The sequence below is a fragment of the Corynebacterium pollutisoli genome (assembly GCF_900177745.1).
Taxonomy (GTDB): Bacteria; Actinomycetota; Actinomycetes; order Mycobacteriales; family Mycobacteriaceae; genus Corynebacterium; species Corynebacterium pollutisoli.
Genome location: NZ_FXAR01000001.1, coordinates 100,489 through 111,290 on the forward strand (window position 1 = coordinate 100,489; position 10,802 = coordinate 111,290).

Consider the following 10,802-nt stretch of genomic DNA (forward strand, 5'->3'; position numbering starts at 1 on the left):
AGATCACACTTTTCTTCCAAAACATAACAACCGGCATATGATGACCGGGTGGGGCGACATTAGCGGAGGCTGATGAGCGCCCCGAGATTCGCCCTGTTCCTGATCAGTCACTGACAGTGAGGTGAGAAATGCGCCCAGACGGTGGTGTGGACACACTCGATGTCCTGTCCATCCCGGCCGGACACGTCTACACGGAGGCCGTCCGCCCCCTCGACGTCCGCTACCGCCCGGACCCCGACATCAACGGCAACTGGTGGCCGCACCCGGCCCTCGACGCCGCCTGGTGGCACACCCGCTCCGACGCCGACCTGCCCGACCTCGTGCACCTGCACTTCGGCTTCGACCACCTCAGCGTCGCCGACACCCGCGCCCTCGTCGAGGTGCTGCGGGCCCGCGGCGTGCCGCTCGTGGTGACTGTCCACGATCTGGACAACCCGCACTTCGTCGACCAGTCCGAGCACCACGCCAAGCTACACGTGCTTCTCGACGCCGCCGCCGCCCGCATCACCCTCACCGATGCCGCCGCCACCCGGCTGCGCCCCGGTGCCCGCATCATCCCGCACCCGCGCGTGGTCACCCATCCGCCGCAGGCCACCGGGACGGGCACGGGGATCGGGGTGTTCCTCAAGTCGCTGCGCGCGAACGTCATCACCGACCCCGTCTTCTACCGCATCCTCGCCCGCACCGTGCACCGCGCCACCGGCGAGCCCCTGCGCGTCCACCTGCACGAGGACTCCCGCACCGCGCACCTCACCCACGCCCTGTCCCGCGACCAGGCCGCCGGCTTCCTCGACGTGCGCTCCCACACCCCGATGTCCGACGACACCCTGCACGCGGCGGTGGGCAGGTGCGCCGTCGTGCTCCTGCCGTACCTGCGGGGCACCCACTCCGGCTGGCTGGAGATGTGCCGCGACCTCGGGGTCGACGTCGCCGTCCCCGACTGCGGCATGTACGTCGCCCAGGCCGACGATCCGCGGGGCGTGGAGGAGTACGTCACCGGGGATCCCCTCGACGCCGCCCGCGCCCTCATCCACCTCCACGAGCAGGGACCGTTGCCCTACACGGGCGACCGCGACCGCCAGCTGGAGGACATCCGGCAGGCCCACCGCGAGGTGTACCGGGAGGTGAGCGGCCGATGACGCTGGCCACCACCCAGCGCCGCCGCATCGCGCTGGTCGCGCCCGCGCGCTATCCCATCCGGGAGCCCTACGCCGGCGGGCTCGAGGCCTTCTGCCACACCCTGGTCCGCGCCGTGCGCTCCCTCGGCCACACCGTCGACCTCTACGCCGCCGCCGGCTCCCAGGGGCACGTCCGCGACGTCGAGCTGCCCGGCATCTCCTGGTCCCGCGACCCCCTCGAGGCCAGCGACACCGCCTACCCGCCCGGGGCGCGCGCCGCGGAGGATGCCGCCTTCCATAGCCTGGCCCGCCACCTCGCGCGGGAGGGCTACGACATCGTGCACAACAACAGCCTCACCCCGGTCCTCTTCGAGCACCCGCTGCCGCTGCTGACCACCCTGCACACACCCGCCCTGCCGGAGGTGCAGGACGCCATCGCCGCCGCCGGCCCCCGCGCCGGGCGCTTCACCGCCGTGTCCGCCGCCACCGCCGCGGACTGGGTGCTGCCCCGCCCGGCCACGGTGATCCCCAACGGCGTCGACACCGACCTCTGGCGGCCCGGCCCCGGGGGCGAGGCCGCCGTGTGGTTCGGCCGCATCGTCCCCGAGAAGGGCCTGCACCTGGCCATGGACGCCTGCCGCCGTGCCGGGATCCCCCTGCTGTTCGCCGGCCGCGTCGGCGACCACCGCTACTTCTCCACGGAGATCGTCCCCCGCATGACGGGCCAGGCCGCCACGTGGGTCGGCGAACTCGACCACGTCGGCCTGCAGACCCTGGTCAGCCAGTGCCGCGTCTGCCTGGTCACCCCGCGCTGGGAGGAGCCCTTCGGCCTCGTCGCCTTCGAGGCGATGGCCTGCGGCACCCCGGTCGCCGCTTTCCGACGCGGCGGCCTCGGCGAACTCCTCACCAGCGCCCCCGCGGCCCTGGCCGTGCCCGACGACGTCGAGTCCCTCGCCGCAGCCGTCCACGTCGCCGCCGGGATCGACCGGCCCGTGGTCCGCGAGTGGGTCGTCCGCCACCACAGCCTCACCCAGGTCGCGCGTCGCTACGCGGAGCTCTACAGCGAGGTGCCCACCCGATGATCGGTTTCTACGCCCACCACCACGGCAGCGGTCACGTGCACCGGTGTCGCGCCATCATGGCCGCCCTCGACCGTCCCGCCCAACTGCTGTCCACCGACCCGTCCGCGGATGTGGTGCTGGTGGACGATGCGGGGGCGTCGATAAGCGGGGACCGGGACGCCCACGGCACCCTGCACCACGTGCCGCCCGGGCACGCGGGGCTGCGCGGGCGTATGGCGCAGATCGCGGCGTGGATCGACGAGCACCGCCCCGCCGCCTTCTACGTCGACGTCTCCGTCGAGGTGGCGCTGCTGGCCCGGCTCATGGGCGTGCCGGTGATCACCCTCGCCATGCCGGGGGTGCGCGACGACGCCGCCCACCAGCTCGGCTACCGGCAGGCCGCCGCCATCATCGCGGCGTGGCCGAACTGGGTGCCGCTGCCCGAGCATCTGCGCGCCCACGGGCCGCGCGTGCACCAGGTCGGCGGCATTTCCCGCTTCCGGGGCGTGGAGGACGTCATCGACGGTGACGTCGTCGTCCTCAGCGGGCGCGGCGGCTCCGGGTGGACCCGCGGGCAGTGGGACGCCGTGCAGGAGGCCTGCCCCGGCCGCTCCTTCCGCTTCCTCGGCGGCGACACGGCCGTCGCCGACCCCCTGCCGTACCTCGCCGGGGCGCGCGTCGTGGTCACCGCCGGCGGCCAGAACTCCGTCGCCGACGTCGCCGTGGCCGACACCCCGGCGCTCGTCCTCCCGCAGGAGCGCCCCTTCGCCGAGCAGCACGCCACGGCCGCGCTTCTCGACGCCGCCGGACTCGCCGTGGTCCGTTCTCAGTTCCCCGCCGCCGCGGACTGGCCCGACCTGCTCGATGTGACGAATTCGCTGGACAGCCGGTGGATCCGGTGGCAGACTTCCGGTGCAGCCCAGCGTGCGGCTGATGTGATCCGGAAGGTAGTGACACAGTGACAACGTCGATGACAACAACCGACACCCCCGTTACTGTGGTCACGCTGTCCAACGCCGGGCGACTGGCCCACGTCGCCCGCCAGGCGGCGTGCCTGCCCCGCGACGTCCGTCATCTGGTCGTCGCCCTCGGCGACGCGGAGGCACTGGCCGCCGCGCTGCCCGACTCCGAGGTCATCCCCCTCGGGGAGTTCTCCCTCGCCGGCGCCCGCAACCTCGGCGGCGACCTCGCGGCAAAGAACGCCGACGGCATCATCGTCTTCCTCGACGCCGACTGCCTCCCCGGCGAGAACCTCATCGGCTACTACCGCCTCGCGCTCGACGCCCACCCCGAGGCCGTCGTCGCCGGGCCCGTCACCTACCTGCCCGACGGGGACCGCCGCACCACGCGGCCTGACCCCCATCCGGCGCGCCCCAACCCGCCCGCCGGCACCCTCCTGCGTGCCGACGACCGCGGCTACGAACTCTTCTGGTCCCTCTCCTTCGCCCTGACCGCCGACACGTGGCGGCGCATCCGGCGCGGGTTCGGCGGTTTCGACAAGGGCTACACCGGCTACGGCGCGGAGGACACCGACTTCGGTCAGCACCTCCGCGCCAGGCGGATCCCCCTGTTCTGGGTCGGCGGGGCCGACGCCTACCACCAGTGGCACCCCGTCTCCGACCCGCCGTGGGAGCACTTCCACGACATCCTCCGCAACGCCGAACGCTTCCACGAGATCTGGGGTTTCTGGCCCATGACCGGGTGGCTGGAGAAGTTCGCCGACGAAGGCGCGGTGGAGTTCCGCGACGGCCGCTGGGTGGCCGTCAACTCCCGGCAGGCGCGGGTTCAAACTCGTTCGGGTGCGGCCCGACGCGCCCCGCTTCACCTTCGTCCAGTGATGTGATCGCCGCCATCTCGTCCGGGGTGAGCTCGAAACCGAAGACGTCGATGTTCTCGCGGATGCGCTCCGGGTGGGCGGACTTCGGGAAGAGGATCACCCCGTTCTGCAGGTGCCAGCGGATGATCGCCTGCGCGGGCGACACCCCGTGGGCGGCGGCGACGTCGACGACCTCCGGGGCGTCGAGAAGCCCGTTCCTCCCCATGCCCAGCGGCGACCACGCCTGCACGCGGATGCCGTGGACGCGGGCGGCGTCGATGTCCTTCCACGGCTGGAACGCCGGGTGCAGCTCCACCTGGTTGACCGCCGGGGTGACCGGGGTCTGCATCTCCAGGCGGTCGAGGTGCTCGGGCAGGAAATTCGACACGCCGATCGAGGTGGTCAGCCCCTGCTCCCGCAGCCCGATGAGCCCGCGCCACGCCTCGACGTAGCGGTTCTGCCGCGGGCACGGCCAGTGGATGAGGTAGAGGTCGACGTGGTCGAGGCCGAGGCGCTCGAGGGACTCGGCGAGGGCGGCCTCCGGGTCGTCGTGCCGCCGATTCCACAGCTTCGTGGTCACGTACAGCTCGTCGCGCGGGATGCCCGACGCGGCGATCGCCCGGCCGACGCCCTCCTCGTTGCGGTAGATCGCGGCGGTGTCGATGTGCCGGTAGCCGGCCTCGAGGGCCTCACTGACGAGGCGTTCGGTGTCCTCCGGCGGAATCTGGAACACGCCGAACCCCAGCTGGGGGATCGACGTGTTGTCGTTGAGAGTGATGGTGGGAACGGTCATGCCCGCGATGCTACGCGCGCACCGCGGTCAGAAGTCGAAGTCGAAGCCTCCGTCGAACAGGCCGCCGCCGTCTCCACCGTCGAAGAAGCCGCCGCCCATGTCCTCACCGCCGCCCATGTCACCGGTGTCACCCATGTCGCCGGCATCGCCCATGTCCTCGCCACCGGCGGCCAGACCCTCCTCGTAGCCCTCGCCGTAGCCGGAGGCCCAGGCGTCGCCGCCGTAGCCCACACCGGCCATGCCGGAGAACATCATGGAGAACATCATCATCGACGTCGCCGTCCACATGCCGGTGGCCATCGCGTCGGCCCACCACGGGCGGGAGTACCAGCCGGCCGGGACCGGACGACCCGCGACGTTGCCGCCCGGGTAGTAGTTCGGGGTCTCGTCCGTGGCCACCGGGGAGGCGGTCAGGGTCTGACCCTCATGCTCGATGGTGCGACGCTCGGTGACCTTGCCGGCGTTGCGCTGACCCTCCAGCGGCGGGAGCTCCGGGCCGGGGGTCATGCCCATGATCTCGCGGGCGGCGTTCATGTAGTGCAGCCCCTCGAGAGCGGACTCACGCGCCAGCTGCGCCTGCTTGACGGTCTGCGCCTGGGAGATCGCGGAGGCCGCGGCGTTGTAGCGCTCGGAGGCGTCGGCAATCGCCTGGGTGGACGCCGCGTCGTTGCCGGCGATGGTGAGCACCTGCGAGCCGAGGCGCTCGATCCAGCGGCGGGCGTCCGCCTGGGCGTCGGCCAGCCGGGTCTGCTCCAGCTCGGCCGTCTTGTTCTTGTTGCTGCGGTTCATGAACCAGGCGGCGCCACCGCCGAGAATCAGCAGGAGGAGAAGCAGTTCCACGTGTAGGTCACCTTCGATAGTCGATGCAGTTACCCGTACAACGCTTATCGACGCCCGTTTGTTCCGGTTTTCTTTAATCCGCGACGATGCGTTAGACTGGTCCGGCACACGCAGGGGAATGTCGTATAGTGGCTAATACCTCAGCCTTCCAAGCTGAAGACGCGGGTTCGATTCCCGTCATTCCCTCCACTTTTCGCTCAGGCCCCGCACCGTGGTTATTCACCGGTGCGGGGCCTTTTGCGACCCCCATGCGGAAGCGTCTGCACGCCTGCCGGTAGACTGCACTGCACACCTACGGGGCGTGGCGCAGCTTGGTAGCGCACCTGCTTTGGGAGCAGGGGGTCGCAGGTTCAAATCCTGTCGCCCCGACGTAGGGACCGGCTCCGGCCGGGCTCAAATGAACTGCCATTCAATGTGAAACCAGGAGAGTTACTCGTGAAGAGTTCCGTCGAGAAGCTGAGCGACACCCGCGTCAAGCTCACCGTCAACGTCCCCTTCGAGGACCTGAAGACTGAGATTGACCAGGCCTACTCGGCTATCGCCCAGCAGGTGTCCATCCCGGGTTTCCGTAAGGGCAAGGCTCCGCGCCAGCTCATCGACGCCCGTTACGGCCGCGGCCCTATCCTCGAGCAGGTCGTCAACGACATGCTGCCGGTCCAGTACCAGAAGGCCGTCGAGGAGAACGAGATCGTCGCCATCGGCCAGCCGAGCGTCGACATCACCAAGATCGAGGACAACGAGTTCGTCGAGTTCACCGCCGAGGTCGACGTCCGCCCCGAGATCGAGGTCCCGGACTTCGCCGACCTGTCCGTCACCGTCCCGGCCATCGAGGTCGACGACGCTGCCGTCGACGAGGAGATCGACCGTCTCCGCGCCCGCTTCGGTGAGCTCAAGGACACCAAGCGCAAGCTCAAGACCGGCGACTTCGCCATCATCGACCTCAAGGCCACCGTCGACGGCGAGGTCGTCGACGAGGCCACCACCGAGGGCCTGTCCTACGAGGTCGGCCAGGGCGACCTCATCGACGGCCTCGACACCGCCCTCCGCGGCATGAAGACCGGTGAGGACAACGAGTTCACCACCAAGATCGTCGCCGGCGAGCACAAGGACAAGGAGGCCACCGTGGCCGTCCACGTCCAGCAGACCAAGGAGCGCAAGCTCCCGGACTTCGACGACGAGTTCGCGCAGCTCGCCTCCGAGTTCGACACCGCCGACGAGCTCCGCGACGCCACCAAGACCCAGGTCGAGGAGTCCAAGAAGGCCCAGCAGGCCGCCAACATCCGCGACGAGGTCCTCAAGGCCGCCCTGGCCAAGACCGACTTCGCCCTGCCGGAGTCCATCGTCGACGAGCAGGTCCACCAGCAGCTCCACCAGCTGCTCGGCCAGATGGCCCACGACGAGAAGGCCCTCGAGGAGGTCCTGAAGTCCCAGGGCATGACCCGCGAGGAGTTCGACAAGCAGGCCCGCGAGGACTCCGAGGAGGCCGTCCGCACCCAGCTGTTCCTGGACACCCTCGCCGAGCAGGAGAACCCGGAGGTCTCCCAGCAGGAGCTCACCGACCACATCCTGTTCACCGCCCAGTCCTACGGCATGGACCCGAACCAGTTCGTCGGCCAGCTGCAGCAGTCCGGCCAGATCGCGAACCTGTTCTCTGACGTCCGCCGCGGCAAGGCCCTCGCCGCCGCCATCTGCCGCGTCTCCGTCAAGGACGAGGCCGGCAACGACGTCGACCCGGCCGAGTACTTCGGTGACGAGCCGGAGGCTGAGGCTGACGCCGAGGCATCCGAGGACTAGTCCTCACGCATGACGCGCCCCCGACCATTGTGGTCGGGGGCGCTTTTTCTGTCCCACAATCCCTGGGCTCGGGGCTCGGGGCTCGGGGCTCGAGCGCGTCCCCTCGGGAGGGGCGGTTGGGCCCGTTCGTGGGCTCGGGATCACGGTGATCGCGACCGGACGATACCGAGCCCCGAGCCCCGAGTGTGCTACTCGAAGCTGGCGACGAGGCGTCCGACGACTTCACCGTTCTTCAGCTTCTCGATGCCCGCGGGGATCTCGTCGAAGCTGATCGTGGTGATGGTGGGATTGAGCTTGCCGGTTGCCATGTACTCGTACACGCCGGCGACGTCCTCCTTGGTGCCGCCGTTGGAACCGACGAGGCGCGCCTGGTTGAGGATGAGGGACTTGGTGGAGATGGTGGACTCCAGCTTGCCCATGCCGACGACGACCACGGTGCCGTCGCGACGGATGATGTCGACGGCCTCGGCGGTGGTGGTGTCGAAGCCGGCGAAGTCGACGATGACGTCGAAGGTGACGTCCTCGAACTCGGAGATGGACTTCTTCACGCCCTTGGCGCCGAGCTCCTCGGCCAGCGGCCAGACCTTCTCGTTGACCTCGGCGACGTAGACGTCGGCACCGGCGAGCATGGCGACGACCGCGCCGATCTGGCCGAGTCCGCCGAGTCCGATGATTCCGACGGTGTCACCCTCCTTGACTCCACCCTGGGTGATGACGGCAGCGTAGGAGGTCATGCCCGCGTCGGTGGCGGCGGCACCCTGGAGGAAGTCGACGTTGTCCGGCAGGGGGACGAGTGCCTCGGCGGCGACGGTCATCTTCGGGGCGAAGCCGCCGTCGAAGGAGTAGCCGGGTGCGCCGGCCGGGGTGGTGGGGCAGACGCCGACGCGGTCGCCGACCTGGAAGTCGGTGACGCCGGGGCCGACCTCGGCGACGACGCCGGCGTTCTCGTGGCCGATGGTGATGGGGCGCTTGGCCAACATCGACAGCCAGCCCTCATCCTCCAGCAGGCCGACGTCGGAGTGGCACAGGCCGGCGGCTTTCATCTCCAGGACTACCTCTCCTTCACCGGCGGTCGGTTCGGGGACCTCGTTGAGGACGAGGGGCTCGTGGGTGTTGGTGAACTGCCATGCCTTCATGCTGGGCTCCTTGGATATCAGTAATTGGTGACATGTCCCATAATACGCTTTCCAGGGAATGAGGGGGCGTCGATAAGCGTTGGGACGCTGTGAGCGAACAGAAGGGCGATCCGGGGACAGGCACTAGTACCCTGGGAGCCATCGAACAAAAGGAGTGAGACTGACATGACTGATCAGATCCGGATGACGTCCCCGGGTGCGGGCATGAACCTGGGCGACTCGGTGTACGAGCGTCTGCTGCGCGAGCGCATCATTTTCCTCGGCCAGCAGGTCGACGACGAGATCGCCAACAAGATCTGCGCGCAGATCCTGCTGCTGTCCGCGGAGGACCCCACCCGCGACATCGCGCTGTACATCAACTCCCCGGGTGGTTCCGTCACCGCCGGTATGGCGATCTACGACACGATGAAGTACTCCCCGTGCGACATCGCCACCTACGGCATGGGCCTGGCCGCCTCAATGGGCCAGTTCCTGCTCTCCGGCGGCACGAAGGGCAAGCGTTTCGCCCTGCCGCATGCCCGCATCATGATGCACCAGCCGTCCGCCGGCGTCGGCGGCACCGCGGCGGACATCGCCATCCAGGCCGAGCAGTTCGCCCAGACCAAGCGCGAGATGGCCGAGCTCATCGCCGAGCACACCGGCCAGACCTTCGAGCAGATCACCAAGGACTCCGACCGTGACCGTTGGTTCACCGCCCAGGAGGCCAAGGAGTACGGACTCGTCGACCACGTCATCAGCCACGCTGAGGGCCCGATCAGCAACTAGGGAATGAGAGAGAACATGATGAACAACTTCCAGATGCCCCAGTCGCGTTACGTCCTGCCCTCCTTCATCGAGCAGTCCGCCTACGGCACCAAGGAGACCAACCCGTACGCGAAGCTGTTCGAGGAGCGCATCATCTTCCTGGGCACCCAGGTCGACGACACCTCCGCCAACGACATCATGGCGCAGCTGCTCGTGCTCGAGGGCCTCGACCCGGACCGTGACATCACCATGTACATCAACAGCCCGGGTGGTTCCTTCACCGCGCTCATGGCGATCTACGACACCATGCAGTACGTCCGCCCGGACGTCCAGACCGTCTGCCTCGGCCAGGCCGCCTCCGCCGCCGCCGTGCTGCTGGCCGCCGGCGCCCCGGGCAAGCGTGCCGCTCTGCCGAACGCGCGCGTGCTCATCCACCAGCCGGCCACCCAGGGCACCCAGGGCCAGGTGTCCGACCTGGAGATCCAGGCCGCGGAGATCGAGCGCATGCGTCGACTCATGGAGACCACACTGGCGCGTCACACCGGAAAGGACGCGGACCAGATCCGCATCGACACCGATCGCGACAAGATCCTCACCGCAGAGGAGGCCGTCGAGTACGGCATCATCGACACGGTCTTCGACTACCGCAAGCTCAACGCCTGACAGTCGCCGAAGGGGCCCTCCGGGGCCCCTTTTTTTCATTGCTTATCGACGCCCACGTCCGGGTCCGCGGTCGATGGCCGGTACACAGTGCCGGCTGTCACCGTCGCGAGCGGTCAGTCCTCGTGCGGCGGGAGGATGGCCTCGGGGGACTCGGGGAGGATCTGGCCGCCGTCGATGACGAGGGTCTGGCCGGTGATGTAACCGGCCTCGCGGGTGGCCAGGAAGGTGGCGGCGTTGCCGATGTCGCGCGGGTCACCCAGGCGCAGGGCGGGGATGCCGCGGGCCATCTGCGCGAGGTACTCCTCGCCCTGAGCCTTGAGCCCCTCCGTGAGGATGTTGCCCGGCAGGACGCCGTTGATGGTGATGCCGTCGCGGGCGATCTCCAGGGCGGCACCGCGCAGGAAGCCCTGCTGTGCGGCCTTGGACGCGCCGTAGTGGGACCAGCCGGGGTAGCCGGTGTGGGAGCCGGTGATGGAGGTGGTGATGACGATGCGCCCGTAGCGCTCGCGGCGCATGTACGGCAGCACCTCCTGCACGACGACGAATGTGCTGCGGGTGTTGATGTCGAACATCCGGTTCCACTTCTCGTCGTCGAGTTCGTCGAGGGTGGCCTGCGGGAAGACGCCGGCGTTGGAGCACAGGATCTGGATGCCGCCGAACTCCTCGGCGACGTCCGCGAACACGGACCGCACCTGCTCGCGGTCGGTGACGTCGAGCTCGCGGGCGTGGGAGCCGGTCTCCTCGGCGGTCATCTGGGCGGCGGCGAGGTCGAGGTCGGCGATGATGACGGTCGCTCCGGCCTCGCGGAGTGATTCGACGATGCCGCGGCCGATGCCG

Annotated in this window: 11 protein-coding genes and 2 tRNA genes; 9 read left to right on the forward strand and 4 right to left on the reverse strand. The window is 69.2% G+C overall.

Going from position 1 to position 10,802, the window contains the following annotated elements; genetic code table 11:
* Positions 1 to 146: 146 nt before the first annotated feature.
* The 4 genes from B9Y70_RS00525 to B9Y70_RS00540 are packed head-to-tail and all read left to right on the forward strand — an operon-like array spanning position 147 to position 4,022.
* A complete protein-coding gene (locus tag B9Y70_RS00525) occupies positions 147 to 1,139 on the forward strand; it encodes a glycosyltransferase family 4 protein (protein ID WP_240309073.1) in 993 nt (330 codons plus the stop codon).
* Positions 1,136 to 2,200 carry a glycosyltransferase family 4 protein gene (locus B9Y70_RS00530; protein WP_085548310.1) on the forward strand — a complete coding sequence of 355 codons (1,065 nt, stop codon included), beginning with the start codon at positions 1,136 to 1,138 and terminating at the stop codon, positions 2,198 to 2,200. The genes B9Y70_RS00525 and B9Y70_RS00530 overlap by 4 nt, the downstream gene beginning before the upstream one ends.
* Positions 2,197 to 3,141, forward strand: a complete 945-nt coding sequence (locus tag B9Y70_RS00535) for a hypothetical protein (RefSeq protein WP_085548311.1) — start codon at positions 2,197 to 2,199, stop codon at positions 3,139 to 3,141. The genes B9Y70_RS00530 and B9Y70_RS00535 overlap by 4 nt, the downstream gene beginning before the upstream one ends.
* A gap of 8 nt (positions 3,142 to 3,149) precedes the next feature.
* On the forward strand, positions 3,150 to 4,022 hold the full coding sequence (locus B9Y70_RS00540) for a glycosyltransferase family 2 protein (RefSeq protein ID WP_143337424.1): 873 nt from the start codon (positions 3,150 to 3,152) through the stop codon (positions 4,020 to 4,022).
* Here the strand turns inward: B9Y70_RS00540 and B9Y70_RS00545 are convergent.
* Together B9Y70_RS00545 and B9Y70_RS00550 are read right to left on the reverse strand one after the other, a co-directional pair.
* On the reverse strand, positions 3,943 to 4,788 hold the full coding sequence (locus B9Y70_RS00545; protein ID WP_085548312.1) for an aldo/keto reductase: 846 nt from the start codon (positions 4,786 to 4,788) through the stop codon (positions 3,943 to 3,945). The genes B9Y70_RS00540 and B9Y70_RS00545 overlap by 80 nt on opposite strands.
* A gap of 27 nt (positions 4,789 to 4,815) precedes the next feature.
* A complete protein-coding gene (locus B9Y70_RS00550) occupies positions 4,816 to 5,577 on the reverse strand; it encodes a DUF1542 domain-containing protein (protein ID WP_240309110.1) in 762 nt (253 codons plus the stop codon).
* 165 nt (positions 5,578 to 5,742) lie between these two features.
* Here B9Y70_RS00550 and B9Y70_RS00555 point away from each other — a divergent pair.
* The 3 genes from B9Y70_RS00555 to tig all read left to right on the forward strand — a co-directional run bounded on the left by B9Y70_RS00555 (position 5,743) and on the right by tig (position 7,422).
* A tRNA-Gly gene (locus tag B9Y70_RS00555) sits at positions 5,743 to 5,817 on the forward strand.
* 106 nt (positions 5,818 to 5,923) lie between these two features.
* Positions 5,924 to 5,997 (forward strand) — tRNA-Pro (locus tag B9Y70_RS00560).
* 66 nt (positions 5,998 to 6,063) lie between these two features.
* Positions 6,064 to 7,422 (forward strand): trigger factor, encoded by a 1,359-nt coding sequence (gene tig, locus B9Y70_RS00565; RefSeq protein ID WP_085548313.1) that lies wholly within the window; start codon positions 6,064 to 6,066, stop codon positions 7,420 to 7,422.
* A gap of 188 nt (positions 7,423 to 7,610) precedes the next feature.
* Here the strand turns inward: tig and B9Y70_RS00570 are convergent, their stop codons facing one another.
* Positions 7,611 to 8,558, reverse strand: coding sequence for a zinc-binding dehydrogenase (locus B9Y70_RS00570; protein WP_085548314.1), 948 nt, complete (start codon positions 8,556 to 8,558; stop codon positions 7,611 to 7,613).
* A gap of 165 nt (positions 8,559 to 8,723) precedes the next feature.
* Here B9Y70_RS00570 and B9Y70_RS00575 point away from each other — a divergent pair, with 165 nt between their 5' ends.
* Complete coding sequence (locus tag B9Y70_RS00575; RefSeq protein WP_085548315.1) at positions 8,724 to 9,323, forward strand: ATP-dependent Clp protease proteolytic subunit; 600 nt, start codon at positions 8,724 to 8,726, stop codon at positions 9,321 to 9,323.
* Between the two features lie 15 nt (positions 9,324 to 9,338).
* Positions 9,339 to 9,965, forward strand: a complete 627-nt coding sequence (locus B9Y70_RS00580; protein WP_143337487.1) for an ATP-dependent Clp protease proteolytic subunit — start codon at positions 9,339 to 9,341, stop codon at positions 9,963 to 9,965.
* Positions 9,966 to 10,078: 113 nt separating this feature from the next.
* On the opposite strand, the gene B9Y70_RS00585 is transcribed toward B9Y70_RS00580, so the two are convergent.
* A complete protein-coding gene (locus B9Y70_RS00585; RefSeq protein WP_240309111.1) occupies positions 10,079 to 10,798 on the reverse strand; it encodes an SDR family oxidoreductase in 720 nt (239 codons plus the stop codon).
* Positions 10,799 to 10,802: the final 4 nt, after the last annotated feature.

Bases quoted from the DNA above. Each gene is read 5' to 3' on its own strand.
- B9Y70_RS00530 (WP_085548310.1), top strand. From the start codon at position 1,136: ATGACGCTGGCCACCACCCAGCGCCGCCGCATCGCGCTGGTCGCGCCC.
- B9Y70_RS00535 (WP_085548311.1), top strand. From the start codon at position 2,197: ATGATCGGTTTCTACGCCCACCACCACGGCAGCGGTCACGTGCACCGG.
- B9Y70_RS00540 (WP_143337424.1), top strand. From the start codon at position 3,150: ATGACAACAACCGACACCCCCGTTACTGTGGTCACGCTGTCCAACGCC.
- B9Y70_RS00545 (WP_085548312.1), bottom strand. From the start codon at position 4,788: ATGACCGTTCCCACCATCACTCTCAACGACAACACGTCGATCCCCCAG.
- B9Y70_RS00550 (WP_240309110.1), bottom strand. From the start codon at position 5,577: ATGAACCGCAGCAACAAGAACAAGACGGCCGAGCTGGAGCAGACCCGG.
- B9Y70_RS00570 (WP_085548314.1), bottom strand. From the start codon at position 8,558: ATGAAGGCATGGCAGTTCACCAACACCCACGAGCCCCTCGTCCTCAAC.
- B9Y70_RS00575 (WP_085548315.1), top strand. From the start codon at position 8,724: ATGACTGATCAGATCCGGATGACGTCCCCGGGTGCGGGCATGAACCTG.
- B9Y70_RS00580 (WP_143337487.1), top strand. From the start codon at position 9,339: ATGATGAACAACTTCCAGATGCCCCAGTCGCGTTACGTCCTGCCCTCC.